Origin of the sequence: Sorangium sp. So ce394 (genome assembly GCF_051474665.1) — a bacterium.
Taxonomy (GTDB): Bacteria; Myxococcota_A; Polyangia; order Polyangiales; family Polyangiaceae; genus Sorangium; species Sorangium cellulosum_D.
On record NZ_CP150339.1, the window covers coordinates 1429920 to 1455899 of the forward strand.

The following is a 25980-nucleotide window of genomic DNA, read 5'->3' on the forward strand; positions in this document are numbered from 1 at the left end:
CATCACCGGGCGGTGCTTGGATCGCGCCGTGAGCTCCTGATGAGCCCGCGCCGCGCCGCGCGCCTCACTTGATCCCGACAGTACCGCCGCTGAAGGTCACCGGTCCGTCGCCCATGTTGTCGAAGAGATAGCAATCGTTCTCCGGGGCTGAGACGTGGGTGTATGCGATGCACTGCGCGTCGTGCTCGCAGGCGTACTTGCACGTCCTCAGATCGCCGTTGATGAGATCGTACGGCCAGCCGTCGATGAACCTGTTTTGCAGCGTCTGCGAGTACGAGCTGTTCCCGGTGTACCCGATGCGGTCGAGGAGCCAGTTGAAGTGGTAGAGGGTGCTCGTGTACTTGTTGCGCGTGGCGAAGGCGACCCACGTGTTGGTGCTGAGCACCCCCGACAGGAACGGCCCGTGGGTGAAGATCGGCCCGCCCGCGTCCCCAGGATCGGCGAGCTCGTCGTTGGTGTAGAAGTATCCATCGTCCACGTTGTCCGAATAGAGGCCGTTCGTCGCATACTTGAGCGCGTTCGTCGTGTTGACCGTCCCGTTGTGGTTCCCGCGGCCGACCTGGATGCCGCTCCCGTCTTCTCCGGGATAATTGAGATCGATGCCGGCCACCGCGGAGGTCGACGGGATCGGGCTCGCGAGCGTCAGGACCGCCATGTCGGCGTAGTCGCCCGCCGTGTCTTCGAAGTCGTCGTTCCACGGATCCACGCCGGCCTTGTAGGTGACGGTGGTGACGCCGATGACGGTCGCGTTGGGCGTGTCGCTGGTGCTATAGAACCGCACCGTCGTGCTCCCTGCGACAGGCTTGCAGCGCGCGGCCGTGAGGACATGGTTTCTGCTGATGATGACGCCCGTGCAGTTGCCGAGCGACACGGTCCGCGTCCGCATCCACCCCGAGGCGGTGATCCCGTCGGTGATGGCGCTCGCTGCGCTGTCGACGAGCTCTGTCTCCTCGCCGCCGGCGGCGAGCTCTGCCTCGTCGTCGCCGGTCACGTCCTCGGCCACACAGGCCGGCGCGAAGGCCGCGCACGCGAGGAGTCCGAGGGCAGCGTAGATGCGGTGAAGTCGGTTCAAGTTGAAGAGATTGGTCACGAGATCCACTCCTTGATTCGCAGGATGAATTGCCGTAGAGGTGGCCGCCCAGCGTTCCCGAGGGCGTGCCGCAACGCCATGATGCGTTGGGTTGTGTGAGATGGGCGCGGCGTCATCGGGTGGCGCCTGGGCGGCGTGGTGGGCTCCTGGTGAGCCCGCGCCGTGCCGCGCGCCTCATTTGATGCCGGTCGTGCCGCCGCTGAAGGTCACCGGTCCTTCGCCCATGTCGTCGTAAAGAAAGCAGTGATTGTCCACGGCGACGTGGCTGTATGCGATGCACTGCGAATCGTGCTCGCAGACGTACTTGCACTTCCTCAGGTTGCCGGATACGAGATCGTACGGCCAGCCGTCGATGAACTTGTTCGTCAGCGTCTGCGAGTACACGCCGTTCCCGGTGTATCCGATGTTGTCGAGGATCCACTCGAAGTAGTACTCCGTGCTCGTGTACTTGTTGCGCGTGGCGAAGGCGACCCATGCATCGCCGAAGAGCACTCCGGATACGAGCTGCCCGTGGGTGAAGATCGGTCCGCCCGAGTCCCCCTTGTTGGTGCGTTCGTCGTTGGTGTAGAAGTATCCGCCATCCACGTTGTCCGAATAGAGGCCGTTCGTCGCATACTTCAGCAAGCTCGTCGGGTTGGCCACGTCGTCATGCCGCCCGCGGCCGACCTGGGTGCCGGTCCCGTCTTCTCCTGGGTAATTGACGTCGATGCCAGCCACCACAGAGGTCGACGGGATCGGGCTCGCGAGCGTGAGGATCGCGATGTCGGCGTAGTCGCCCGCGGTGTCTTCGAGGTCGTCAATCCACGGATTGACGCCGGGCCTGAAGACGACGTCGGTGACGCCGGTGCTAGGCGAGTCGGGCGTGTTGCTGGTGCTATAGAACTGCACCATCGTGGTCCCTGCGACGGGCTTGCAGTGCGAGGCCGTGAGGACATGATTTCTGCTGATGATGACGCCGGTGCAGTTGCCGAGCGACACGACCCGCCGCCGCATCCACGACGTGGCGGCGGTCCCGTTGATGATGGCGCTCGAGCCGCTGTCGACGAGCTCGGTCTCGTCGCCGCCGGTCGCGAGCTCTGTCTCGCCGTCGCCGGTCGCGCCCTCGGCCACACACGCCGGCGCGAAGGCCGCGCACGCGAGGAGCCCGAGGGCTGCGTACATGCTGTGAAGCCGGTTCAGTTTCATGAGATTGGTCACGAGATTCACTCCTTGATTCTCAGGATGAGCTGCCGTCGTGCTGGCCGCCCAGCGTTCCCGAGGGCGTGCCGCGATTGCGTATCTCGCATCGCGCGCTTGCTCGGTCCTCGCTCTTTGCAGTCGCCGCTCTTTGCAGTCGCCGTGCCGCGCGCGGCTCTCAGCGATTCGATGCGTGCGCACCGCGGGATCTGCGCCGGAAACATCGGCCAATGTGCGAAGGTCACCCGACGCTCGGAGCGCGGTGGCACCGCTGGCACCGCTGGCACCGCTGGCACGCAGAGCTGGCACCGCGCCCGCGCCCGCGCCCTTCGGCGGCGGGCAGCTTGGCAGGACCTCCAGGCAAGGAGGAACGTGACCGACGAGGAGCTACGCTGCAGCGTCGGGGCAAAATCGTGCATGAACGTCGTCGCGGGGACGTCGAGCGCCTACCATCATGGCGACCTCCGGCAGGCGCTCATCGATGCTGCGTTGCGCGCGCTCGCGCATCAGCGGGCGGAGGACCTCTCGTTGCGCGCGCTGGGCCGGAGAAGCGCCCCGATCCCGGGAAATCCCGGCGTGAGCGACGAGCCGCGACGGTTCGCCGCCGCAGGTTCGCCCAGGGGCACCGCGGCGCTAGATCGGCAGCCCCGCGACGGCCGCCCTGACGGCGCGCTCGAGCGCCTCGCCGTCCTCGCGCGAGAGGGCGCGCATCGCGCCGGGGAACGCCGCTTCGAGATCGACGAGCACGTCGAGCGCCGCCTCCGCGTCGACGGCCGCGCGATCGTGGCGCCCGACCTTCGAGGCGGCGGAGGCCAGGCGCGGGCCGTTCGCGAGCCGCTCGCCCCAGCGGATCAGCGTAGGCAGATCCACCGGGCGCTCCGGATCCCACGGCGCGCTCTCGTCGAAGCGGTCCTCCCGCATCTCGGCGATCTTGCGCTTCAACGCCATGTAGGCGCCGGCGGGCATGCGGACATCGGGCTTGGCGACCAGCCCCTCCGCGAGGTTGGCCGGGCCGAGCGGCGGAAAGCCCAGGGCGGACGCGACGCGCGACGGGAAGCGCTCGGGCAGGGCGGCGATCTCCGCCTTGCGCCCGCGGGCGAGGACCGGGGGCATCATCAGCCCCGCCGCGGCGGCGACCGGCGCCGCCTCGCTGAAGGCGAGGAACGCGTCCTCGCCGCCGTCGACGGCGCGGAGCTCGAAGACCGCCCACCGCAGATCGGGCGCGTACCAGACGCCGGTCTGCACCGGGATCGCGCCGCCAGCGGGGACGTCCGGGTGGGGATAGCCGCCGCCGAAGAGCTCGCCATAGAGGACGAGCCGCTCCGCCCCGACCGCCGCGAACGCCGCGCGGGCGGCGTCCCGGAGCGACGCGCGGAGGAGCTGCCAGCCGAAGAACGGGTCCTCGTCCCGGAGCCACTCCCTGCGCTTGCCGAAGCGGACGCCGGCCGCGTCGACGCCGATCACGAGCTGCGCGCCGTGGAGCTTCTCGAGCGCGACCCAGGTCGGAGCCTCGCTTGCGCCGAGGCACGGCATCTTGGGAAAGGCGAGGAACTCCATTGCGCGACGATAACGCGGATGCCGGCGCCCGCGTTAGGTGCTTGACTTCCGGGAAAGCCTTCGAGTTCTTTGATCGAAGGGGGGGTCACCTATGTCCGCCGAATCCAGCCAGGCTCCGCCGGCGCCGCGCTTTCGCCTTCTCTTGATCGAGGACAGCGCCATCGCGGCCTCGATCGTCCAGAGCCACCTCGACGCCGTGCCGTGGCAGCGCGCCGAGCTCGCGCACGCGGAGACGCTCGCGGCGGGGCTCGCGCGCGTGAAGGAGGGGTGGGACGTCGTCCTCCTCGATCTCTCCCTGCCCGACGGGGAGGGCCTGGAGGTGGTCGAGCGCATTCGCGACGTGGACGCGCACGTGCCCATCGTGGTGCTGACCGGCCACGACGACGTGCGCCTCGCGGAGCGCGCGCTCGGCGCCTCGGTGCAGGATTACCTCGTGAAGCGCAGCCTCGACGCCGACGCGCTGTGGCGCGCCATCCGCTACGCGGTCAGCCGCCAGCAGCTCGTGACGCAGCTCGCGCGGACCATGGCGGAGGCGCGGGAGAACGAGGCCAACCTGCACCAGCTCATCGCCCGCAGCGCCGACGGGGTGATCGTGCTCGACCCCGGCGGGGCGGTGCTGTTCGCGAACCCCGCCGCGGAGGCGCTGCTCGGCGAGGGGCGCCTCGTCGCCGGGCGGGGCTGCCCGGTGGCGCTGCCGGCCGGCGAGACGAGCCTGGAGCTCGGGGGGCACACGGTCTTCATCGATGTTCGATGGGTCGACGTGGACTGGCAGGGGCGGCCGTCGCGCATGGCGCTCCTGCGCGACGTGACCGGGCGGCGCCGGGCCGAGGAGCTGCGGCTGCGGCTCGAGCGCACCGAGCGGCTCGCCGCGGTCGGCCAGCTGGCGGCGGGCGTGGCCCACGAGATCAACAACCCGCTCGCGTACGTGGTGGCGAACCTCGAGCTGCTCGCCCGCGAGATCCGGCGGCTGGCCAGCCAGGGCGCGGCCACGGCGCACCTCGCCCAGCCGCTCGACGACGCCCGCCACGGCGCGGCGCGGGTGATGCACATCGTCCGGGATCTCGGGGTGTTCGCGCGCAGCGAGGCGAACGAGGCGATCGGGCCGACGGACGTCAACGCGGTGATCGAGGGCGCGCTCAACATCGTGCACGCGCAGATCAAGCACCGCGCGCGCGTGGTGCGCGAGCTCGCCCCGGTCTCGCGCGTGGGCGGGGCCGAGGGGCGCCTCACGCAGGTGTTCGTGAACCTGCTGATCAACGCGGCGCAGTCGATCCGGGAGGGGCGCGTCGCCGACAACCTCGTCGAGGTGCGCACCCGCCAGCAGGGCCGCGAGGTCGTCGCGGAGGTCGTGGACTCGGGCTGCGGCGTGGCCGAGGAGCACATGCCCCGGCTGTTCGAGCCGTTCTTCACCACGAAGCGCGCGGGCGAGGGGACCGGGCTCGGGCTCGCGATCTGCCGGAGCATCGTCGAGTCGTGCGGCGGGAGCATCGGGATCAGCAGCAAGGCCGGCGTGGGCACCTGCGTCCGCGTCCGGCTGCCCGTCTGGACGAGCGCCGAGCCCGCGGCGCCGCCGGCGCCGGCGCGCGACGAGGGGCCGGCGCGGCGCGCCCGCATCCTCGTCGTGGACGACGAGCCGCTCATCCTGCGGGCGCTCGGGGGGCTGCTCGGGTCATCGCACGAGGTCGTGTGCGTGGGCTCGGGCGCGCAGGCTCAAAGGGCGCTCCGGCGGGACGCGGGCTTCGACGTCGTGCTCTGCGATCTCGTGATGCAGGAAGGCTCGGGGATAGAGCTCCACGAGTGGATCGAGGCGGAGCTGCCGGCGCTCGCGGACCGGGTGCTGTTCATGACCGGAGGCGGGACGAGCGAGGTGAGCCGGCGGTTCCTGGCGGCGTACGGGGGGCGCGTGCTGCCGAAGCCGATCGAGCCGGCGGAGCTGATCCGCCGGGTCGAGGCGCTGCTGCCGGCGAAGGCGGCGGAGCCGGGGGCGGGGACGTAGCGGGGAGGTCCGGGGACCGGAGCGCGAGCGCGGCGTGCTTGGAGCTTCGCTCGCTCGTGCACCGAAAATGACGCGCGCCGCGACCTCGCGGAGCGCGCCCGCGGGGCTCACATGCCGCCGCAGGCCTCGTACTCCGCCTTGCACGCGTCCATGCCCGCCTGCTGCACGCAAGGGGCGCAGTCCGCCGTGATGCCCCCGCCGGCGCACTCCACCTCGCACTCGTCCGCGCACACGCCCGCCGCGCAGACGCAGGCGATGAGCGCGTCCGTCTCGGCATCCTGCTGGGGATCCGAGCTCCGATCGCAGCCTTGCACGCACGCGCAGCAGATGCCGTCGCCCGCACAGCACCCGTCGCCGCGCCCCAGGGGACAGGCGCAGTCGCTGCCGTCCGCGTCCATGCACGCCCCGTAGCCGCTGCCGTCGGGGAGGCACGTCGCGACGCCCGGAGGGCGCACGGCGTGACAGGTGCACGACATGGTCGAGCCGGGCACGCACGACGTCCCGGTGGCCGAGCTGGCGCTCGTCGAGCTGGCGCTCGTCGAGCTGGCGGCCGACCCGCCGCTCCCGGTCGGGTCCGGGTCGGTCGTCGTGGAGCCGCACGCGGCCGCGAGCGCTGCGGCGATCAAGCAGAGGACAAGAGGGTTTCGCATGACCTCCCCCTATAGCGCGGCGGCGGCGCGGCCGTCGAGGACCACCGCCGCGCTCCTCCGGAGCGCGCCACCGCTATCGACCGAATCGGCGCGCCCGCGTTCAGGCGCCAAACGGAAGATCAGGGCGCGACCGACTCGGACCCGGGCGAGCAGTCGCCCGCGAGCGGGGCGCAGGTGAGCCGGTTCTGCATGAAGCTCACCCGCCGCGGGATCTCGACCTCTTTGACGAAGCTCGAGAGGACCCCGGTGCCGTCGGGGCCGGGGGTCGCGAACGGCGCCACATGATAGAAGGTGGCGAGCTGCTGGGTCTCGGCGTTATGGCACCCGTTGCAGGTCTGCCCGGCGAACGCGTGGCGCAGCGGCTCGTCCACGCCGGGGAAGACCCATTTCGTGGCGGAAGGGACGATGTTGCCCTCCGCCTCTCCGCCGAGGAACGAGGGATCGAGCGGCGTCGCGCCGGCGATGATCCCGGTGCGGTTCGCGAGCAGGAAGGCCTCGAGGCCGGCGTCGCCGTTGAGCTGCTGATCCGGCGTCTGGGCGGCCTCCGCGAGCCGCAGGAAGGCCTGATAGCCGGTCGGCTCCGGGACGAGGTGGAACTCCCGCCACGACCAGGGGGCGCCCATCAGATCCTCGCTCGTGCGGAGCTGGGCGAGCGCGCTCGCGTTGGGGTTGCCCATCGTGCTGCGCTCGGCGCCGCGCTGCGTGAAGAGATCCGTGATCGCCTGGAGCTCCTGGTTGTACTGGGCGCCGAAGGCGCGCTGCCCGAGCGCGTGGAAGCGGGCGATCCAGCTGTGCCGGTCCGGCGCGATCGAGTTGGTCGGCAGGCGGTACTCGAAGATCACCGTCATGCCGCCGATGAAGTGGTTCGGGGGGACGATGCCGAACACGAAGCGCGCCTCGCCGCTGCCGCTCGCGTGCAGGTCGGTCCGGTTGAAGATGCCGAGGAGCCGGAACGGCGCCTGCGCGAGGTCGAGCTTGCCGTCCGGCCGCGTCGGCCAGAGGTTCAAGAGCGAGAACATCCCCCGGCTCGTCGTGGGATAGCCGTTGATCGTCAGCGGCTGGAAGCCCTCCAGCCACTCCGCCACGAAATCCGCGGGATCGACGCCGCTCGGGGTCATCTGCTCGATCAGGTACCGGAAGCTCCAGGGCCCGCCGGTCGCGTTCGAGGCGCGCGCGTCCTGCGTGACCGACGGGTCGACGATCGCGATCTCCTTGTACGGATCGACCGCCGGGCCCCCGCCGCACGCGCCGGCGCAGGTGAAGCTCTGGATCTGGTCGGTCGTGACGCTGCCGAGGTTGACCGTGCTCGGCGTGAGCGTCGCGCCCGGCTTTACCGCGGTGAGCGTGTACGCGCCCGCGGGCAGGCCGGCGAAGAGGAAGTTGCCGTGGCTGTCGGTGACGGCCTGCGCGCTCGCGGCGCCGCTGAGCTGCACGATGACGCCGCTCATCCCCGCGTTCGACGCGTCGTTGCCGACGTGCCCCGCGATCGCGACAGCGCCGTTCAACGCCGCCTCGGCGCCGCCGAGCGGCGGCTGCTCCTCGAGCGGCTCGACTCCGCAGGACGCCAGGGCAAGGGCGGAGAGCGCGAGCAGGCGAGAGGGCGATCGCCGTAACTTGGTTTTCATCGACAAGGATCCTTTCAAGACAGGTGGAACCAGCGGACGCGGCGGCGCTCGCCCGATCCTGGGCCTCTAAAAAGGTCGAAAGCCCGGTACGTCAAGAGGCTTTACATTACTTCACGTGGTTTCCACGGGGCGGAGCGCCTCCGCGGCGCGCGCTCAGCGGCGGCGTGCGCGGCGGCCGGCGGGCCCGCGCCCTGCCGGGAGCGGGAGCGGTCGGGAGGCCCCAGGCGATTTCTGTGCGCTGGCGCGCTTGCCGGGGGCGCGGGGCGACCACTATGTTCGCGCCCGCGCGCGCCCCCACAGGCGGTGCTCCCGCACCGCGCTGCCCCTGACGTACGGGGGACACGCTTTCCGCACCGTGCGATAGCAAGGAGATGAAGATGGCGATCTCGATGTATCAGGCGTCGGTCCCCGTGCTCGTGAGGGGGCTCAACAACCTCTCGGCGATCCTCAAGAAGGCCGAGGCGTACGCCGAGGCGAAGAAGATCGAGCCGCGCGTCCTGCTCGACGCGCGCCTCGCCCCGGACATGCTCCCGCTCACCCGCCAGATCCAGATCGCGAGCGACAGCGCCAAGGGCTGTGGTGCGCGGCTCGCAGCCGTCGACGTGCCGAAGTACGAGGACAACGAGGCCAGCTTCGACGATCTGCAGGCCCGCATCGCCAAGACGATCGCGTTCCTGAACACCCTGAAGGCCGAGCAGATCGACGGCTCCGAGGACCGCGAGGTCACGATCCCCACGCGCGATCAGCCGATGAAGTTCAAGGGCCTGCCGTACCTGCTCGGCTTCGTGCTGCCCAACTTCTTCTTCCACGTGACGACCGCCTACGCGATCTTGCGCCACAACGGGCTCGACATCGGCAAGATGGACTTCCTCGGCAAGCCCTGAGCGGGCGGCCGTCACCGCCGCGGAGGCCGCCGCTCACTGCGGCGGCGCTTCGATGAACCACGTCGGCGAGACGTATCCCTCCGTCGTCGCACCGTCCATGGGCTTCGTGCATCCGTCCGCGGCCTTCATCGCGGTGAGGGCGACGGCGTCCTCATCCGGCGTCTTGCACTCGTCGTACCCATAGGGCGCGCTGCTGCTTCCGGCGAAGCGCCGGCACTCCGCGTCGGAGAGCACCGTGTAGTGCAGGTGCGAGTTGTCCGTCCTTCCGTCGCCGTAGCACGTGAACTCGTCCGAGGAGTCGGGGCACTCGGTCCACTTCTTATCGAAGTAGAGGTTGTGCAGGGAGGGGATATCGTCCCAGCGCACCACCTTCCCGAGCACGTCGTCGGTCGTCACGTTCTGGCCCGCCTCCAGGCCCGGCGCCAGCCCGTCGACGTCCAGGTGGCCATAGAACGAGCAGTAGCGCTCCCCCGTCCCGTCCTTGGGCGGGTGCTCGACAAGCGCCACGCCGAGGTACTGCGAGCCGTTGAAGCCCTTCCAGAGGAGCCGGCCGTCGGCCACCGGGTGCACCTCCGCGCCCGCCGTGCCGCCCGAGCTCCTGACGAGATCCTCGCCGAGGTGGCGGCCGCCGTAGTCCTCGGCCACGACGCCGAACCCCCGGATCACGCGGCTGTCGTCGATGGGAGCCGCCCGCTTGCCGCCCCCGGGCCGCTTGCATTCGTCGCTCTTCGCCGCCCCATTGCCCTGGCAGCCGAGGGCGCAGTACACCGTGTGATCGAGGAAGTAGCGGCGCGTCCGGGGGACACCGCCGCCGCCGAGCCCCTCGGAGCCCTCGCACGGAGCCATGTGCCCCGGCCCGCCCTCCCAGCGCGGGCAATAGGCCTTGCAGACATACAGCATGTTCGGGTCGCCCTGGTCGATGCCGGGGAGGCTGTGACCGCAATACGCCGGGGTGTTGATCCGGACACCAGGGGCGTTCGAGCACGGGTTCCAGCTTTGCGCGAAGCTCGCGTCGTCGCACGCGAGGCCCTCCGCGTCGGCGAAGTACGCGCAGACCGGGGTCTGGTCGCCGTACGGGTCGGGGCCGCAGACGCCGCAGGAGGTGCCGCAGGGGATCCCCGTGGCGCGCCAGCCGTCGGGGCGGCTCAGCTGGCGCTCGTCGCACGCGAGCACCTGCCCGCCGGGACCGCAGACCTGCGAGCCGATGCGGAGCGATCGCACGGGCACCGCGTTCCCCTGGTAGTCGACGATCGGATCGCACGTCGACGTGATGCTCGGCGTGGGCGTGGGATCGGGCATGCCGTGCGGCTGCTGCTCCGAGTGGGCGTCGCACCTGTCGCTGCTCTTCGTGAGGTCCCGGAGCCCGCAGCCGCCCGGGCACTCCTCGTACGGGACGGGGCGCCCCACGACCGCCGTGTCGCTCACGGGCGGGCACGTGTAGTTCGCGCTGACGAGATCGTAGGCGCAGTGATACAGCGTTCCGACGCGACCCGTGATCACGTCCTGTCCGCAGAAGACGTGCTCGCACTGGGCGAGCGTGCCGCCGTTGGTGTAGGTCGGGAAGTAGTGAATGGCGTCGCTGACCGGCGGGCACGACTCGTCGCAGCGGTCCCAGTCGCGGATCTTCGGCTCGTTCGCGCCGGGATGGGCGCCGATCGCCTCGTGCCAGCGCACGGGCGGGATCTCCCGCACGCGCATGCACGCGCCGCTCCCGCCCCGCCCGCCGCAGTCGCGGTAAGGCACGGGGCGCGCGCCGGGGCCCGGGCAGGCGTAGAGCCGATCCGCCCTGCCGTGGATGCGGAGGTCCAGCTCGCCCAGGTTGATCGCGAGGTCCTTGTTGGCGCGGCCGCCGAACACCTGATCTCCGCAGAAGGTCTGTCCCGGCTCGACGGGCTTCCACTGGCCGTCGTTGTCGCGGAACTCCACCGGACACCGGCCGAGCGCCGCGCCGGCCTCGCCGTTCGAAGCGCCGGGATCGCAGGGGAGGTTGAGGTCGAGCCAGCCTTCCTCGCCGCACACCCATCGGCTCTGGTTCCCGACGCCGAGGCCGCACACCTCCGCGCCGCAGGCCGTGGTCGTGATCTCGCGGCCGGAGCTGCCCTGCACGCCGCGGCACGCCGGACAATCGCCCTGCGGCTGATTGCACGCGAGCCCGAGGTTGCGCCAGCCCTCGGCCGTGCACACCTGCTTCACGCCGGCGCCGCCGACGCCCGTCGGCATGCAGAGGGTCAGCCCGCAGCGCACCGGGATGCGCTCGCCCCCCGGGATCGGCGGGGTCTCGCACGGGCACTCGCCGCTCGCCTCGCCCGTGCACGCGCCGTCCTCGCAGCCGCCCGGGCAGATGCGCCACTCGAGCGGGATCTGCCCCGCGCCCGGGCACTGGTAGAGCGCGGCCGGCTCGCCGTTCACCATGTCCTCGCCGCAGAACGTCCCCTCGGCCGGACACGCGAGATCGCCGCACCGGTTCTCCGGATAGCTCCGCCACGTGTCGGCGGCGGTGTCGCCGTCGAGGCATTGGTAGGAGATGAGGTCGCGCCCGCACACGAACGTATCGCAGCGCGTCTCCGCGAGCGGGATCGGCTGGTTGTTGTAATAGAAGCCCCCGGCGCACTCGCACGCATCGGTGTCGTCCTGCGGCCCGAGCGGCGGCGGCGCGACGTCGCCCACCGGCGGCTCCTGGCCGCAGCCCACGCCGATCACCCCCCCGCCGCCGAGCAGGACGGCGGCCGCGCCGCACAGCCGCGAGAGCGCGCGGCGGCCGGGCCTGCGGGAGAGGCTCACTTGGCGATCCTCCGCAGGTCGCCCGCCTGCGTCGCCCAGTAGACGAACGCCTCGTCCACGGCGATCGCGATCGCGCCGGTCTGCCCCACGGCGAGCGTGTCCACGGCGCCGCCCGCCTTGGGCACCCGGCGCACCGAGCCGAGGCGGTTGACCCAGTAGAGCGCCCCGCCGCCCTCGGGATCCACCGCGATCCCCGCGGGACCGGGCTGCCCGTCGGCGAGCGCCACGAGGCCGGAGCCGTCCTTGTCGAGGCGGAAGAGATAGCCGCTCGGCGTGCTCCAGAAGAGGTGGGCGGCGTCGGCCGCGAGGTATTGCGGCGTCAGGTTGGTGCGCTCGAAATCCTGCGCCGACGCGATCTGGCGCGGCTCGGAGCCGTCCTTGCGGAGCTTCATGACGGTGCCGTCCGCCCAGGTCCAGTAGAGGTGATCGGCGTCGGCGGCGAGCGCGCCGCCCACCTCGCCGGTGGCGCCGGTGATCTCGGCGGCGAGCTGCCCGGCGAAGAGCGCGTCGGTGCGGTACAGGCCGCCCTGCGAGAGCGACGTGAACCAGACCGCGGCGCCGTCGCTGACGACGGCCCACGGGTCGGGGACGCTCGCGGTGACGGTGGTCGCGGCGCCGGACGGCGGGAACCGGAGCACGCCGGCGGAGCCGGTGACGAGCGCGCCGGCGTCCGTCAGGGCGATGCCCTCGAAGCGCTCGCTCGCCCCGCAGGCCGCGGCGCCCGGCGCGGCGCCGGTGGCGAGGCAGGTCGTCGCGCCGGACGCCTTGTCGACGCGGACGGCGACGCCGCCGGCGGGCCGGAAGCCGACGACGTAGACGGCGGCGGCGTCGACCGCGATCGCGGAGGGGACCGCGAGGCCCGACGCGAGCTGGAGCGCGCCCGGGCCGCACGTCCCGCCCTCGCAGGCGCCGCCGGAGCAGTCGTTGCCGCAGGCGCCGCAGTGGGACGGGTCGGCGTCGAGCTCGACCTCGCAGCCCGTCGAGGCCTCGCCGTCGCAGTCGGCGAAGCCCGCGTCGCACTCGAGCACGCACGCGCCGGCCTCGCAGGCGGCCGCGGCGTTCCTGTCGCTGCAGCCCTTGCCGCAGGCGCCGCAGTTGTCCACGTCGCCCTCGAAATCGACCTCGCAGCCGGTCGCGGCGTCGCGATCGCAGTCGCCGTAGCCGAGGTCGCAGGCGAGCGAGCAGGCGCCGGCCGCGCAGGAGGGGACGGCGTGCTGGTCGCCGCACACGTTCCCGCAGAAGCCGCAGTTGTCCACGTCGCTCGACGTGTCGCCGCAGCCCCCGCCCGCGCCGCCGCCGCCGTCGAGGCACAGGCCGGCGGCCCGGGCGGCGCTCTCGAACGCCTCGCAGCGCGCGCGGCTGCCGGAGAGCGCGCTCAAGTCGCACTCGTAAGCGAGCGCGGGCTCGAGCGTGCCGCAGCAGGTCTCGAGCAGCGCGTCGCAGGCCGCCGAGGCGAGCGGCTCGCCGCCGCCGAGCGTGGGGCACCGGCCCGCGTCCGCGGCGCCGCTCAGGTAGTCCAGGCAGGTGTCCGCGTCCGCCTCGGCGGCGAGGTCCTCGCAGCGCTCGCGCGGCCCTCCGGGCAGCGAGGGACAGCACTGCTCGGCGAGGTAACCGCAGCTCTCGGCCGCGGGATCGGCCCCCTCGCAGAGGCCGTTCGCCTGGGCCTCCCGCTCGAGGAAGCTGCGGCAGAGCGCCTCGTTGCCGCGGAATCCCGTGGCGTGGCAGGCGGACGCGAGCCGCGCGGGCAACGACGCGCAGCAGTCGTTCAGCAGGCCGGCGCAGCCCGGGCCGTAGGGGACGCCGTCCGGCGCGGCGCCGCCGCTGCAGAGCCCGGCCGCGCTCGCGCTGCCGGCGTAGTCGTCGCACGCGGCGTCGTCCGCCTGCGCCGCGACCGCGTCGCAGCCCGCGCGGAGCTCGGCCGGGAGCGACGGACAGCACGCCTCGCCCAGGGCGCCGCACCCGCCGCCGAGCGCCCCCGGCGCGACGCCGCAGGCGCCGAGCGCGGTGCCGTCGTCATTGCAGCGCTGCGCGCCGAGGGAGCCGTCGGGGAGGAAGCACGCGGAGAGCGCGCCCGGCGCGCAGAGCTGGTCATCGCCGCAGCCGGGGCCGCCGTACGCGAGCGCCGACACCACCACGAGACACAAGGCGAGGGAAGGTCGGCGCATGGTTGGACGCGCGATGCTCGCGGGGCGCGCTCGCCATGTCAACGATCACCACGGGCGGGGTGAGGCGAACGGGCGCCCGTTCAGGGTAGGAGGCCGGCGCCCCGAGGCCCCCGCGATCGAGCCGTTCGCGGAGCGGGCAGCTCCGCGGAGGCGCGTTCGCGGGGCGGCGCACACCTACTTCCCCTTCCCCGCTGCCTCCACGGCCTGCTGCGCCTTGCGGTAGGCGGCCATCTGCGTCTTCGTCGCCTGGAGGATCTGCGAATACGCCGCGTCGCTCCCCGCTGACTCGCACGTCTGCGCGTCGGCCCCGAACAGCGTGTCCTTCATCATTCGGCGGGGCCTCGACTTCGCCTGGGCGACGAAGTTCATCCCTTTCTCTCGCCAGAGGGCGCAATCCTCTGCCCCGAGGTCTGCGCACATCCGTGCGTCCAGATCCTCACAGACGTTGCACCCCATCGCCAGGGCACCGACAACACATAGCATCAGGGCGTTCATCTTCGATTGCATGGAATCACTCACGATCTGCACCGGGTTCGTCTACTGCAAGACCAGGTTGAAGCGCAAGCGCTCTTCATCGCAACCGTCGTGAAAAATCAGGTTGGTCCCTTCGGCGGGGGTCGCCGATCCACCTTCCGGGTGGACGCAGCGGCCGGTCTCGCTGTTCTGCAGGCTCCCACCGGACGTCACGTCGAAAGAGAGGCGCACCTCGGGACCGCAGTAGGGGTTGAGGATCAGGCCAACGCCGTTGTAGGCGGTGCCTTGGTTCGGGTGAATACAAAGTCCGCTCGGGAGATGCTTCAGCAGGCCGCTGGCCAGGACCCTGAAGGAAGAGGCGAGCGTGCTGCAGTTGCTCGACAGCACCAGCGGCGTGTCGTCGGCCGGCTTCATGGCGCCGCCTTGCGGGACGAAGCATTTGCCGCTTGTGTGCTGCACGATCTTGTACTCGTCCACCGCGGGGCTCAACGCGTAATCTCTCGGCGTGATCTGGGCGAACGCGCGCGGGCCGAAGCCGCGGTAGGTGTCATCGGAGGCGATGACGGTCCCCAACCAGTAGTCGCGGTACCAGTGCAAGTACGAACGGCCGGGAGTCTTGGATTTGACATAACGATTGGCTTCGGATCCATGCAGCACCCCTTCGGGGAGCGGGACCCCCAGCTCTTCGTAGAACCCATCGAGGCCGTGCATGGGTTCGTGGATGAACACTTCCGCAGGCTCGCTGTTGACGGTGGACAGCCACTCCGAGGCGAAAGTATTTTTCCCGTTCACCGTCGTCCACATGGTGTAGTTCGACTCGTAGTTGCTCCCCGGGCCCCACCCCCAGCCCCCCGGCTTGCTGTCGCCGGGCGTGAAGAACACCTGCACGGTGTCGTACTCGCCGCGGGGCACGAAGCTCTGCACGTCTTGCTGAAGGTGGACGGCCGCCGGCAGATAATTGTCATTGCCCGAGCCCGACAGCGACGTGATAGGATCGTTGGATACGACGCTGGAGCCATGCCAAGCGACCCGGCCGTCCGTGATCAGATCCATCCAGTAAGCGACCCGCTCTTCGAAGGCGACCTGCACCGCGTCGACGACGCTGGTCGACAGCGAGCCCTGCGTGACGCCAGGGACGTTGGTGTTGGGCTTGACGAGGAGGAGCCCATGAAAATCGAACTCCACGCTCGCGAGGCGCTCACCGAAGCCGACAGGCTCCAGGTACCAGCGCGCGCTGTCGTCGCAGGTCCCCAGGGTGGGCTGCGCGCCGCCGTTGGGGACAGCGCAGCTGTTCCCGCTCGAGCGCAAGCGATGCAGGGCCGGGCGCTCCACCGTGCGGGCGCGCAGGGTCTCCACGGTCCACTCCGCCGCGCTGCCGCTGCAGCCGCCGAGCACCGTCGTGCCGCTCGACGCGACCAAGCACTGGCCGGTCTCCTCGTGGAAAAACTGATACTTGCTCGCGCCGACGCCGACCAAGCGCCAGTGTTGATAGTCACCGCCCGAGTAATCGGCGCCGACCAGCTGCCCGGTGATGGCATCGCGGCTCAACGTGCCACGGTCGGCGCGGGACATCAGTCGCCAGAGCCCAATCTCAAGCTCATCGTCGCCGGCGATCGTCGGCTCGACGCGCAGGCTGTGCACGTCGAACTCCGCGGTGCCTTGCGTGTCCCGCAGCTCTACCGTGTTGTTCCCGGCCTGCAGCGTCACCGGGAACGGGCCGAGCTCTTTCCCGGTCGGGCGCGGGCTCTCCGTGGCGTTGGACGTGACGACGGCGATCTGGCTGCCGTTCAGCCAGAGGCTCATCGCTCTGGTCTGCGACAGCACGGCGATCTTCACATAGAGGTCCGCGTTGCCGCCGGCGCCGCCCGCCACGTTCCAGACGAATCCGGTGTTGTCATTGAGGTCGACGCCCCAGCTTTCATTCGTGCAGTTCGCGCCGCCCGTGCACCCGCTCACGCCGGGCCCACCGCTGGACGAGCTCGCAGGATAGACGGCCGCGTGCGCCGAGCCCGCCGCTCCGAGCAGTAGAATCGATGCAATCGCTGTTGAAGTGTATGGAAGATGCTTCAGTCTCATGTACAAGGTTCCTTCTAGGCAAACAGGAAAGAGATGCGCGAGCGCGACGCCGCCAGCGACGACGTCAAGGAGTCAGACTCCTGCGACATCCGTATGAAACAAAGGATTGAAACGATTGTTTAGCAGGGGCGGGCGGGCTGTCAAGGCCCGGGGTCGACGACGGCGCGGGGCGGCTGCTCTAGCACGGCGGAGGCATGAGGGAAGAGGGGTCGGACGACGTCCGCGAGCGGATCGTCACCTCCTGCATGGGGGTCTTCGAACGCGAGGGGAGAGGCGAGCCGGCGCGCTTTCATGGTAGGGTGCCGAGCCGTCGCCCATGGCGCCCTACCGGTTCGATCCGAGCACGCTGGACAGCCCGGTCCCCAAGGGATACCTCGCCGGCACCCACCGCCAGGTGCCGCCCGAGGAGACGCTGCGCCGGGTGCGCCGCCTCATGCCCGTCATGGGCATCACCCGCGTCGCCAACGTCACGGGCCTCGACAACATCGGTATTCCGGTCGTGATGGTCTGTCGGCCGAACTCCCGCTCGCTCTCCGTATCGCAGGGCAAGGGGCTGGATCTCGCGACGGCGCAGGCGTCCGGCCTCATGGAGTCGGTCGAGGCGTATCACGCGGAGCGGATCGACCTGCCGCTCAAGCTGGCCTCGTACGAGGAGCTCCGCTACACCCACCGCGCCGTCGAGGTCGACGATCTTCCGCGCATCGCGGGCGCCCAGCTCCACGCCGATCTGCCGATCCTCTGGGTCGAGGGGGTCGACCTGCTCCAGCGCGAGCCGGTGTGGGTGCCGTTCGAGGTGGTGCACACCAACTACACGGTCGCGATGCACCGGACCCTGGTCGGCTTCGTCGCGAGCTCGAACGGCCTGGCCTCCGGCAACGGCGCGCTCGAGGCGATCAGCCACGGGCTGTGCGAGGCGGTGGAGCGCGACGCGACGACGCTGTGGCGGCAGCGCAGCCCGGCGTCGCGCGCGGCCACGCGGATCGAGCTCGACAGCGTTCCGGAGGGGAGCTGCCGCGCGGTGCTCGACATGTACGCGCGCGCGGAGGTCGCCGTCGGCGTCTGGGAGATCACGTCGGACATCGGCATCCCCGCCTTCCTGTGCAAGATCTGCGACCGGCGCGACAACCCCTTGTGCAGGCTCGGCGTCACGGAGGGCATGGGCTGTCACCCCGCGCGCGAGATCGCGCTCCTGCGCGCGTTGACCGAGGCGGCCCAGAGCCGGCTGACCCAGATCGCCGGCTCCCGCGACGATCGCACGCCCAGCCAGTACGTGCGGCAGCGCGACCCGAACATCACCGCTGCTGCGCGCGAAGAGCTGGAGCGGCCCGGCCCGCGGCGCCGCTTCGCCGAGGGGCCGACCTTCCACGCCGACACCTTCAACGCCGATGTCGCCTGGGAGCTCGAGCAGCTCCGCGCCGCGGGCGTGAAGCGGGCGATCGCCGTCGAGCTGACCCGCCCGGAGCTGGGGATCCCGGTGGTGCGCGTGGTGGTGCCCGGCCTGGAGCCGCTGTCCGGCGACCGCAGCTACGTGCCCGGCGCGCGCGCCAGGGCGCAGAAGGGGCAGGCCCGATGACGGTCCACCTCTTCCTGGGGCCGACGCTGTCCGCCGCCGAGGCGGCCGAGGTGCTCGACGCGGTCATCCTGCCGCCGGTGGCCCACGGCGACGTCTACCGCGCGGCGCAGCGGGGCGCGACGGTGATCGGCATCGTCGACGGCTATTTCGAGGGCGTGCCGTCGGTCTGGCACAAGGAGATCCTCTGGGCGATGCGCGAGGGCGTCCACGTGTTCGGCAGCGCCAGCATGGGCGCGCTGCGCGCGGTGGAGCTGGCGCCGTTCGGCATGGAGGGCGTCGGCGACGTGTTCGAGGCGTACCAGCGGGGCGAGCTGGAGGACGACGACGAGGTCGCCGTCGCGCACGCGCCCGCCGCCTACGGCTACCGCGTGCTCTCCGTGGCGATGGTCAACATCCGCGCCACGCTCTCGGCGGCGGAGGCGCGCGGGGTCGTCGGGCCGGCGACCTGCGCCGCGCTGCTGCGGATAGCGAAGCAGCTGTTCTATCCGGACCGCAGCTATCCGCGGCTGCTCTCGGAGGCCGCCGCCGCGGGGCTCGACCCGGGAGAGCTCTCGGCCCTGAAGGGCTTTTTGCCCGAAGGCCAGGTCGATCGAAAGCGCGCCGACGCGCTCGCGATGCTGCGCGCGATCGAGGCGAGGCTCGCGGCCGGGCTCGCGCCGAAGCAGGTGCGGTATCACTTCGAGGCGACGATCTTCTGGGACTCGCTGCGCCAGGCCGCCGCGCCGCTCGACGAGCCGCGCGACGAGGGCGGGGAGGGGTCGTGGATGCAGAGCGCGCTGCTCGACGAGGCGCGGCTCCACCCCGTCGCCTACACGCTGGCGCGCAAGGGCGCGCTGACGCGCCTGCTCTCCCAGGCGCTCTCGGACGAGCACGCGCCGCGCCCGCTGGGCGAGGAGGTCGACGCGGCGATCCTGAGCTTCCGTCGCGCGCGCGGGCTCCGGGACGCGGACGCGATGGAGGGCTGGCTGCGCGAGAACGGCCTCCGCGCCGAGGAGTTCGCGCGCCTCATGGAGAGCGAGGCCCAGGTCGCGGCGGTGCAGCGCTGGGCGGCGCCCCACATCAGCGCGCACCTCGTGGACCAGCTGCGCCTCGACGACCTGTATGTGGGGCTATTTGCCCGCGCGCGCGACAAGCAGCGTTCGCTGGAGGAGGCCGGGCTCGCCGATCCGGACCTCTCGGCGGCGCCGCTCTCGCGGGAAGCGCTCCTTTCGTGGTACCTCGAGCGGCGCGGCGAGGGCGCCGCGCCCCGCGACGTCGCCGAGGCCGCGCGCCGGGCCGGGTTCCGCGACGAGCCGATGTTCCTGCGCGCCCTGCTCCGCGAGTACCATTATGTGCGGCTGCGCGAGGCTCACGAGCGTTAGTGCCGTGCGTCCGAAATCCCATGGCGACGAGCTTCATCCTGCCTTTGCAGGCTGGACACTCGAGGACATCGATCGCGAACGTGCGGCGCAGGAGCTCGGCCCGTGGCCGACAGGCGTTCGGCTTGCGTTTGGGAGCGGGCTCGAGCCGCGCCCGGAGATCGAGGATCTCCCAGTCCACCTACCCGCCGACGTTCACCACGATCTTCCCGAAGGGTCCTCGATCCAGGTGATCCAGCGCGGCCGGGACATCGGTGAACGCGTATACGGAGTCGATCACCGGATCGAGGCCCAGGCGGTCGACCGCGCGGATCAGATCTTCGAGCGCGCGCCGGTGGCCGGCGGCGATGCCTTGGACTGTGAGGCGCTTGAGCAGGAGAGGGGACGAGGCGCCGGAGAAGTCGAGCCCTTCGAGGAGGCCAATCACCGAGATGCGGCCGTGGACGGCCGCTGCCTGCAAGGAGCGGCCCAGGCTCGCGCCCCCGGCGATCTCGAGGATGTGATCGGCGCCGCGGTCGCCGGTGATCTCATAGACGGCCTGCACCCAGTCTGTCGTCGCTCGGTGGATGACGTGACGCGCGCCCAGGGCCTTGGCGCGGGTGAGCTTGTCGTCGCTGCTCGACGTCACGATCACCTCCGCGCCGTGGGCGGCCGCGATCTGCAGGCCGAACAGGGCCACGCCGCCCGTGCCCTGCACCACCACCGTTTGACCGGCGTGGAGATCGCCGTGCTCGACCAGCGCGAACCACGCCGTGAGACCGGCGCAAGGGAGCGTGCTAGCGGCGGCGGCGCTCAGGCTGCGCGGCGCGGTGACGGCCCAGTCCTCGCGGAGGACCACGTACTCGGCGAGCACACCGGGGTGCGCACCGCCGAGCGTTACGTAGGCGGGCGAGCGCGCCGTCCCGGGGGCGTGACCATCGATCCAGCCTGGAACTAAGGTCGAGATCACGTGATCACCTTTCGCGAAGCGGGTGACCTGCGCGCCCGTCGCCGCCACCACCCCGGCCATGTCGGACGCGGGCGTGAACGGGTAGGCGAGGGGCAAGCCCATGCCATTTTCGACCACCAGCTTGTCGCGGAAATTCAGCGACACCGCGGAGACCCGGACCAGGATCTCACCTGGCCCCGGCGCCGGGATCGGAGCCTCCGCCAGCCTCAACCGATCGCGACCGACCGCGTCCATCACCCAGCGTTTCATCGTGTTTTCCATCTCACGCTCCTTGGCGCTCCCCCACGCGCCGAGACCATAAGGGCGCGCCGCCGTCCGTGGTGGTGATGGTTGATCCACTCACTGGAGCCGCTCGGTCTACAATCGCCGGCCTCATGTCCGACCGGTTCAACGGAATTGCCATCTTCGTCGAAGCTGCCGAAGCCGGAAGCTTCGCCCTCGCCGCCGCGCGTCTCGGCCTCACGCGATCGGCGGTGGCGAAGACGATCGGCCGCATCGAAGGCCGCCTCGGAGTGCGGCTCTTTCACCGCACGACCCGCAGCCAGAGCCTGACCGCGGACGGCCAGCTCTATTACGAGCGCTGCCAGCGGGCGCTGCGTGAGCTGGAGGCCGCCGAGGCCGCGCTGGACTCCGGCCGCCGTGAGCCGGCCGGTCGCCTGCGCGTCCTCGCACGTCCGCCCGTACACCGGCCTCGACGCCGACGTCGCGGCGCAGCGACCCCGATCGCAAAAACCGTCACCGCGCTCGCCGGTACGAGCTGAAGGAGGCGCGGCAAAATCTCGAGGGATCACGCAGAGCGTCGGACCGTGGGTCGACAAGCCTCGCCGATGCGGGCATGTGGTCACGCCGGCGGAGCGCGTCGAGTTCGAGCGCCTTCGCCACGTCCTTCACCGCGCGCGCCTCACCGCGCCGGAGCGGGCGAGCGGCTCTTCGCTCTTCCCCTCCAGCGATCCGACGACGTTCGCCACGACGCCGCGGACGAACCGCCCCGCCGGATAGTCGTCGGCGGCGCGCAACCACAAGAGCTCGAGCCGCGCGCCCTCGAGAGAGAACGGCACGGGGACCGCGCGCAGATGCGACCGCTCCCGTATGAGGTGGCCAGCGAGCAACGACGGCACCGTGGCCACGAGGGAAGAGCCCTCGACGAGGTCCGCGATGTAGCCGAAGGAGTGCACGGAGACGCGGACCGTCCTGGCTTTGCCCAGCGCGTCTTCCACGACGCCTCGCGTGTCGCCGGCGTACGAGACGATGATATGCTCCTGGGCGAAGTAAGCGCGCTCGGTGAGCGGGCGTGGGAGCTTGGTGAAGCGTGCGTCGTACAGGCAGACGAACGCCTTCGGCCCGCTCTGGTGTGCGGTGAGCGGCTGGCGGAGGATGGATTTCGGCAGCTCGTCCGCCACGGTGACGGCGAAGTCGATCTTGCTCGAGAGCAGGCTCTCCTCCACGGTCCGAAACTGCACGGGCAGCACGATGAACTGCATGCGCGGCGCCTCGGCGCGGAGCTGAGCCATCAGCTTCGGGAGGAGCACGGACTCGAGCCCATCGGCGAGCCCGAACCGGATCGTGGCGGTCGAGAGCTTCGGATCGAAGCGCGGCGCCGTCGTCGCGGCGGCGATGAGCGGCGCCAGGTGCGCGCGCGCCGCCGCGAGCAGCTCGGCGCCGCGCGTCGTCAGTGCCACGCCGCGACCCTGACGGGTGATGAGCTCGGCGCCGACGAAGGTCGCGAGCCTCCGCATCGAGGCGCTCACGGCCGGCTGCGTCACGTAGAGGCGCGACGCAGCGCGCGTGAGGCTCCCTTCCTCCGCGACCACCACGAACACGCGGAGCAGGTTCAGGTCGAGATCGCGGCCATAACCATCGTTTATGTTCTCCATCACGACTATCCATTAGCATTTCTGTCTGCTCCGCCGTACTTCTTTCCGTGGGTCGCGGCGCCGGCGGGGGCGTCGAACGCGTGAACGCTCTCTCAGAGCTCGAGACAGAGGTCCAATCATGAAACTCCAAGGCAACACCATCCTCATCACCGGTGGAAGCGGCGGCATCGGCTCCGAGCTCGCGTCGCAGCTCCTCCGTCGCGGCAACACGGTCATCGTGACAGGCCGCGACGAAGGCGCGCTCGACGCCGCGCGGCGGAGGCTGCCTGGGCTACGGACCCTCCGGAGCGACGTGCGAGACCCGCACGCGATCGCGGCCCTCCACGAGCAAGTGATGAAGGACTTCCCCGCGATGAACGTCCTCATCAACAACGCAGGGATCATGCGCAAGGTCAACCTGCAGACCTTCGGCGCCGATCTCCAGGGCATCACGGAGGAGATCGAGATCAACCTGAGCGGCTCGATCCGCATGGTGATGCAGTTTCTCCCGCACCTCAAGGCCCAGGCCCGCGCGGCGATCGTCAATGTGTCGTCAGGGCTCGCCTTCACCCCTTACCCGATCGCCCCGATCTACGGCGCGACGAAGGCGGGGATCCACTCGTTCACGCAGTCGCTGCGCGTCCAGCTCAAGCAGACGAACGTCCAGGTCTTCGAGCTGGCGCCTCCGGCGGTGGACACGCCCCTGAGCCACACGTTCGCCGAGGAGCTCCGGGGCACGCCGCTCATGAGCGCTGAGAAGCTCGTCGATGAGGCCCTGAAGGGGCTCGAGAGAGACCGCCCGGAGATCCGCGTCGGCTTCGCGAACGTCTCCAAGCTCATGAGCCGCATCGCGCCGGGCTTGATCTTCAAGCTGCTCAGCAAGCCGGTCGATCAGATGCTCGCGCAGATGAAGCAGCTGAGCAGCTAGAGGTCCATGATGGATGTTGCACGGAGGCAGGCGGGACGAGGAGTCCTCGCCGGCGCTGCGCGAGCCTGAGTCATTGGCCGCCGTGTCACAAAGGGCCGGGATGGAGCACGCGATGACGACAAAAGCACGACGCGGCCGAGAGGGCCGCTCTTCGGCCTTGAAAGAACCCTACGCGGCGGGCGCCGTGACCTCCAGGGACGGCACCACGATCGGCTACCGCCGGATCGGCCGAGGTCCCGGCGTCATCCTGGTGCAAGGAGCGATGGGGACCGCCGCCAACTACGACCAGCTCGCGAGGGCCTTGGCCAACGACTTCACGGTCTACCTCCCTGACCGGCGGGGGCGGGGCATGAGCCCGCGGGAGTACGACGCCGGGCACTCCATCGACAGAGAGGTCGAGGATCTCGATGGCCTCCTCTCGCGAAGCGGCGCCCACCTCGTGTTCGGGCTCAGCTCGGGAGCGATCATCACGCTCGAGGCCGCGCGCGCCTTGCCCTCCGTCCGCAAGGCGGCCGTCTACGAGCCCCCGTTTTACCTGGAGGGAGTGCCCCTCGACGGGATCGCTCGCTTCAACGACGAGATCCGCCGCGGGCAGCTGGCCTCGGCGCTCGTCACGATGAGCAACATCGTGCGCCTCGCCCCGGGGCTCCTCGCCGCGGTCCCCCGCCCGCTGCTCACGCTGGCGGCGAGGGGATTTCTCCGCCTGGACGACAGGAGGGGCTCAGGGCAGTACGCGCCGGTGCGCGAGCTGCTCCCGGCGATGCGCTTCGATTTCAAGATGGTCGTCGACAGGGGCGAAAGCATCGCGTCGTTCAAGGCCGTCGAAGCCGAGATCCTCCTGCTCGGAGGCACGAAGAGCCCGAGGTACCTGAAGAACGCCCTCGATGCGCTGGAGACGATCCTCCCCAGGGTCCAGCGGACGGAGCTCGAAGGCGTCGGTCACGCGGCTCCCTGGAACGCCGATCGGAGGGGGAGCCCCGAGCTCGTCGCGCAATCCCTGCGCGGGTTTTTCAGGGAAGACCGCGCCTGAGCTCACCGTAGAGCCCGACCTCAGGAACATTCGGCACGCAGGGCCTCACGGTCTCGGCCCTCGGGCTCGGCCTGATGGGCATGAGCCAGGCGTACGGCACCCCCGAGGAGCGCGACGAGCGCGAGTCCATCGCCACCATCCACCGCGCCGTCGAGCTCGGCGTGACGTTCCTCGACACCGCCGCGGTGCACGGGCCCTACACGAACGAGGAACTGCTCGCGCGCGCGCTCGGAAGGGACGGCCGGCGCTGCCCGAGATGCCGTCCGCGGCGCGCTACGGCGAGCAGCAGATGGCGCAGGTGGACCGGTGACGGCCGTGACGACGAGATCGAGCTCGACCTCGTCCTCAGCGAGCGCGTGTCGGACGACTACCTCGCGCAGTTGCGGGAGCGCGAGCAAGCGCGCGCGAGATCGGAAGATCGCTGAGCTCCTCGGAGTGCTCGCCTGGCACCGGGGCGACATCATTGTCGTCGGTCTAGATCAACGTGAACGGTGCTCCAGGCTGGGCATGGTGGAGAGGGCTGAGATGTCGAAGACGCCCAAATGGGTCACCGCGAGGCTTTCGAGCGCGTGCAGGCCCGACAGCGGAGCCAGCGTCGCGATGGGCATGCCGCCGATGTACACGGCGCGGCGACCGCCTGGGCTGCCCCACGTGCGCCCGCTCGAACCCGGCGGCCTATGTCTTCTGCCTGGGCTGCGGCGCCCGGCTCCCCCGCGCCGCGAGCGTGCCCGTCGCGGATCCCGTCACCGATCCCCACGCCGCGAGCGCGCCGGCGGAGCGCTCCCTCGACGGGCGGGTGGGGGCGGCTCGAGCGCGAGGTCCAGGCGCTGCTCGAGCGGCGATCCGCGTCGATGCGCGACGAGCTCCGCTGCCCCGCATGCGGCGCGAGGAAGATCCTCCACGCGCCCAAGGTCCTCGACGCGGACGCCGACGGGCGGAGCGAGCTCGCCATCGCGAAGCCGAGCGTCTGGAGCAGCCGGAGGGTCGGCAAGCTCGAGGCGTACATCTGCGCGGGCTGCATGCTGGTCGAGTGGCACGTGAAGGAGCTCGAGGGGCTCGACGAGCACGTGGACGTGTCGGTGCTCGATGGTGAGGCGCCGCGCCAGGGACCGTATCGTTGATCGATCGCGTCCACCCCTTGCCAACGAGCTTTTAAGCCATCATGTTCGGTCGTGTCTTGCGATGCTGCTTTGTTCCTCCCTGTGCGTCGCGTGCGCCGACACCTCCGACGAAGGCGAGACAGTGGACGGCGAGGCGACCGCCCTCGACGGCGGCGACGTGCCTGACCCGAGCCAGGTCTCGATCAAGGCAACTGCCTCCGGCTGCGGAACTATGAATACGCAGGTTGGGGCTATCAACACGGAATACGCACTCACGTTCGATGACGCTCGCGGGGGCCGCGACGACGTTGGCACGTACGACGTCGCTTTTGACGCCGAGGTCACCTATACGTTTCCAGCGGGCTACACGTTCGATGCGCCGTCCTTGGATGTGTTTGGTGACGTGTATACCGAAGACGCAGCTGTCGTCACGGTTCAAGCAAGCCAATCACTGGCCGGCACGGCCAGCGTCTCCAGGACGTTTCAGAACATCGACACGGACGTCGAAGGGGTGTTCGAGCTGCTCTCCATCCCTGCCGGGGGACAAGCGGGCAGCGCCCCGTGTGGTGCGACCTCGGCTACGGTCAACGTGCAACTCCGCGCCACGATCGGTGGCACGGGAAGAGCATCCGTCGAGTTCAACTATATCGATGGGCTGATCCCCTGGCGCCGCTGTCAATGAACCGACCCAGGGCTTGCCGTCGGAAGAGCAAAA

At 70.6% G+C, this 25980-nt stretch carries 20 protein-coding genes and 2 pseudogenes; 10 read left to right on the forward strand and 12 right to left on the reverse strand.

Annotated features, from left to right (window positions below):
* Window positions 1–64: 64 nt before the first annotated feature.
* The 3 genes from WMF33_RS05255 to WMF33_RS05265 all read right to left on the reverse strand — a co-directional run bounded on the left by WMF33_RS05255 (window position 65) and on the right by WMF33_RS05265 (window position 3823).
* Window positions 65–1090 (reverse strand): trypsin-like serine protease, encoded by a 1026-nt coding sequence (locus tag WMF33_RS05255; RefSeq protein WP_437336105.1) that lies wholly within the window; start codon window positions 1088–1090, stop codon window positions 65–67.
* A 174-nt stretch (window positions 1091–1264) separates the two neighbouring features.
* Window positions 1265–2287, reverse strand: coding sequence for a trypsin-like serine protease (locus WMF33_RS05260; protein WP_437336106.1), 1023 nt, complete (start codon window positions 2285–2287; stop codon window positions 1265–1267).
* Between the two features lie 612 nt (window positions 2288–2899).
* Window positions 2900–3823, reverse strand: a complete 924-nt coding sequence (locus WMF33_RS05265) for an RNA ligase family protein (RefSeq protein ID WP_437336107.1) — start codon at window positions 3821–3823, stop codon at window positions 2900–2902.
* 91 nt (window positions 3824–3914) lie between these two features.
* Here WMF33_RS05265 and WMF33_RS05270 point away from each other — a divergent pair, with 91 nt between their 5' ends.
* Window positions 3915–5819, forward strand: a complete 1905-nt coding sequence (locus WMF33_RS05270) for a response regulator (RefSeq protein WP_437336108.1) — start codon at window positions 3915–3917, stop codon at window positions 5817–5819.
* A gap of 107 nt (window positions 5820–5926) precedes the next feature.
* Here the strand turns inward: WMF33_RS05270 and WMF33_RS05275 are convergent, their stop codons facing one another.
* Window positions 5927–6469 carry a hypothetical protein gene (locus WMF33_RS05275; protein WP_437336109.1) on the reverse strand — a complete coding sequence of 181 codons (543 nt, stop codon included), beginning with the start codon at window positions 6467–6469 and terminating at the stop codon, window positions 5927–5929.
* Window positions 6470–6588: 119 nt separating this feature from the next.
* Window positions 6589–8094, reverse strand: a complete 1506-nt coding sequence (locus WMF33_RS05280) for a carboxypeptidase-like regulatory domain-containing protein (RefSeq protein WP_437336110.1) — start codon at window positions 8092–8094, stop codon at window positions 6589–6591.
* A gap of 377 nt (window positions 8095–8471) precedes the next feature.
* Between WMF33_RS05280 and WMF33_RS05285 the strand changes: the two genes are divergently transcribed.
* On the forward strand, window positions 8472–8978 hold the full coding sequence (locus tag WMF33_RS05285) for a DUF1993 domain-containing protein (RefSeq protein WP_061629424.1): 507 nt from the start codon (window positions 8472–8474) through the stop codon (window positions 8976–8978).
* A 33-nt stretch (window positions 8979–9011) separates the two neighbouring features.
* Here WMF33_RS05285 and WMF33_RS05290 read toward each other — a convergent pair whose 3' ends face one another.
* The 4 genes from WMF33_RS05290 to WMF33_RS05305 form a co-directional block, all read right to left on the reverse strand.
* Complete coding sequence (locus WMF33_RS05290) at window positions 9012–11759, reverse strand: M23 family metallopeptidase (RefSeq protein ID WP_437336111.1); 2748 nt, start codon at window positions 11757–11759, stop codon at window positions 9012–9014.
* A complete protein-coding gene (locus WMF33_RS05295; protein ID WP_437336112.1) occupies window positions 11756–13924 on the reverse strand; it encodes a hypothetical protein in 2169 nt (722 codons plus the stop codon). The genes WMF33_RS05290 and WMF33_RS05295 overlap by 4 nt, the downstream gene beginning before the upstream one ends.
* A gap of 174 nt (window positions 13925–14098) precedes the next feature.
* A complete protein-coding gene (locus tag WMF33_RS05300) occupies window positions 14099–14293 on the reverse strand; it encodes a hypothetical protein (RefSeq protein WP_437336113.1) in 195 nt (64 codons plus the stop codon).
* Between the two features lie 168 nt (window positions 14294–14461).
* Window positions 14462–16474, reverse strand: a complete 2013-nt coding sequence (locus tag WMF33_RS05305) for a hypothetical protein (RefSeq protein WP_437336114.1) — start codon at window positions 16472–16474, stop codon at window positions 14462–14464.
* A gap of 316 nt (window positions 16475–16790) precedes the next feature.
* On the opposite strand from WMF33_RS05305, the gene WMF33_RS05310 reads away from it, so the two are divergent.
* Window positions 16791–18047: a YcaO-like family protein gene (locus WMF33_RS05310; protein ID WP_437336115.1), complete on the forward strand. Its 1257-nt coding sequence runs from the start codon at window positions 16791–16793 to the stop codon at window positions 18045–18047.
* On the forward strand, window positions 18044–19408 hold the full coding sequence (locus tag WMF33_RS05315) for a TfuA-like protein (protein WP_437336116.1): 1365 nt from the start codon (window positions 18044–18046) through the stop codon (window positions 19406–19408). Before WMF33_RS05310 ends, WMF33_RS05315 begins: the two co-directional genes overlap by 4 nt.
* 178 nt (window positions 19409–19586) lie before the next feature.
* Here WMF33_RS05315 and WMF33_RS05320 read toward each other — a convergent pair whose 3' ends face one another.
* Window positions 19587–20615 (reverse strand): zinc-dependent alcohol dehydrogenase family protein, encoded by a 1029-nt coding sequence (locus WMF33_RS05320; RefSeq protein WP_437336117.1) that lies wholly within the window; start codon window positions 20613–20615, stop codon window positions 19587–19589.
* A gap of 113 nt (window positions 20616–20728) precedes the next feature.
* On the opposite strand from WMF33_RS05320, the pseudogene WMF33_RS05325 reads away from it, so the two are divergent.
* Window positions 20729–21019: pseudogene (locus WMF33_RS05325) on the forward strand (LysR family transcriptional regulator); the annotation flags it as partial.
* 222 nt (window positions 21020–21241) lie between these two features.
* Here the strand turns inward: WMF33_RS05325 and WMF33_RS05330 are convergent.
* On the reverse strand, window positions 21242–22228 hold the full coding sequence (locus WMF33_RS05330) for a LysR family transcriptional regulator (RefSeq protein WP_437336118.1): 987 nt from the start codon (window positions 22226–22228) through the stop codon (window positions 21242–21244).
* Between the two features lie 118 nt (window positions 22229–22346).
* On the opposite strand from WMF33_RS05330, the gene WMF33_RS05335 reads away from it, so the two are divergent.
* From WMF33_RS05335 to WMF33_RS05345, 3 genes and pseudogenes are all read left to right on the forward strand, one after another.
* Window positions 22347–23135, forward strand: coding sequence for an SDR family oxidoreductase (locus tag WMF33_RS05335; protein ID WP_437336119.1), 789 nt, complete (start codon window positions 22347–22349; stop codon window positions 23133–23135).
* A gap of 157 nt (window positions 23136–23292) precedes the next feature.
* The gene (locus WMF33_RS05340) at window positions 23293–24165 is read left to right on the forward strand and encodes an alpha/beta fold hydrolase (RefSeq protein WP_437336120.1); all 873 of its coding nucleotides are present in this window, start codon (window positions 23293–23295) and stop codon (window positions 24163–24165) included.
* Between the two features lie 71 nt (window positions 24166–24236).
* Window positions 24237–24395, forward strand: a pseudogene (locus tag WMF33_RS05345) (aldo/keto reductase); the annotation flags it as partial.
* A 249-nt stretch (window positions 24396–24644) separates the two neighbouring features.
* On the opposite strand, the gene WMF33_RS05350 reads toward WMF33_RS05345, so the two are convergent.
* The gene (locus WMF33_RS05350; RefSeq protein WP_437336121.1) at window positions 24645–24773 is read right to left on the reverse strand and encodes a hypothetical protein; all 129 of its coding nucleotides are present in this window, start codon (window positions 24771–24773) and stop codon (window positions 24645–24647) included.
* Between the two features lie 243 nt (window positions 24774–25016).
* On the opposite strand from WMF33_RS05350, the gene WMF33_RS05355 reads away from it, so the two are divergent.
* Both WMF33_RS05355 and WMF33_RS05360 read left to right on the forward strand, forming a co-directional pair.
* The gene (locus tag WMF33_RS05355; RefSeq protein ID WP_437336122.1) at window positions 25017–25286 is read left to right on the forward strand and encodes a hypothetical protein; all 270 of its coding nucleotides are present in this window, start codon (window positions 25017–25019) and stop codon (window positions 25284–25286) included.
* A 61-nt stretch (window positions 25287–25347) separates the two neighbouring features.
* Window positions 25348–25947, forward strand: coding sequence for a DUF4360 domain-containing protein (locus tag WMF33_RS05360; protein ID WP_437336123.1), 600 nt, complete (start codon window positions 25348–25350; stop codon window positions 25945–25947).
* Window positions 25948–25980: the final 33 nt, after the last annotated feature.

Coding starts and splice junctions, on each gene's coding strand:
- WMF33_RS05265 (WP_437336107.1), bottom strand. CDS start 3,823: ATGGAGTTCCTCGCCTTTCCCAAGATGCCGTGCCTCGGCGCAAGCGAG.
- WMF33_RS05270 (WP_437336108.1), top strand. CDS start 3,915: ATGTCCGCCGAATCCAGCCAGGCTCCGCCGGCGCCGCGCTTTCGCCTT.
- WMF33_RS05275 (WP_437336109.1), bottom strand. CDS start 6,469: ATGCGAAACCCTCTTGTCCTCTGCTTGATCGCCGCAGCGCTCGCGGCC.
- WMF33_RS05280 (WP_437336110.1), bottom strand. CDS start 8,094: ATGAAAACCAAGTTACGGCGATCGCCCTCTCGCCTGCTCGCGCTCTCC.
- WMF33_RS05285 (WP_061629424.1), top strand. CDS start 8,472: ATGGCGATCTCGATGTATCAGGCGTCGGTCCCCGTGCTCGTGAGGGGG.
- WMF33_RS05295 (WP_437336112.1), bottom strand. CDS start 13,924: ATGCGCCGACCTTCCCTCGCCTTGTGTCTCGTGGTGGTGTCGGCGCTC.
- WMF33_RS05300 (WP_437336113.1), bottom strand. CDS start 14,293: ATGAACTTCGTCGCCCAGGCGAAGTCGAGGCCCCGCCGAATGATGAAG.
- WMF33_RS05305 (WP_437336114.1), bottom strand. CDS start 16,474: ATGAGACTGAAGCATCTTCCATACACTTCAACAGCGATTGCATCGATT.
- WMF33_RS05310 (WP_437336115.1), top strand. CDS start 16,791: ATGGCGCCCTACCGGTTCGATCCGAGCACGCTGGACAGCCCGGTCCCC.
- WMF33_RS05315 (WP_437336116.1), top strand. CDS start 18,044: ATGACGGTCCACCTCTTCCTGGGGCCGACGCTGTCCGCCGCCGAGGCG.
- WMF33_RS05320 (WP_437336117.1), bottom strand. CDS start 20,615: ATGGAAAACACGATGAAACGCTGGGTGATGGACGCGGTCGGTCGCGAT.
- WMF33_RS05330 (WP_437336118.1), bottom strand. CDS start 22,228: ATGGAGAACATAAACGATGGTTATGGCCGCGATCTCGACCTGAACCTG.
- WMF33_RS05335 (WP_437336119.1), top strand. CDS start 22,347: ATGAAACTCCAAGGCAACACCATCCTCATCACCGGTGGAAGCGGCGGC.
- WMF33_RS05350 (WP_437336121.1), bottom strand. CDS start 24,773: ATGCCCATCGCGACGCTGGCTCCGCTGTCGGGCCTGCACGCGCTCGAA.
- WMF33_RS05355 (WP_437336122.1), top strand. CDS start 25,017: ATGCGCGACGAGCTCCGCTGCCCCGCATGCGGCGCGAGGAAGATCCTC.
- WMF33_RS05360 (WP_437336123.1), top strand. CDS start 25,348: ATGCTGCTTTGTTCCTCCCTGTGCGTCGCGTGCGCCGACACCTCCGAC.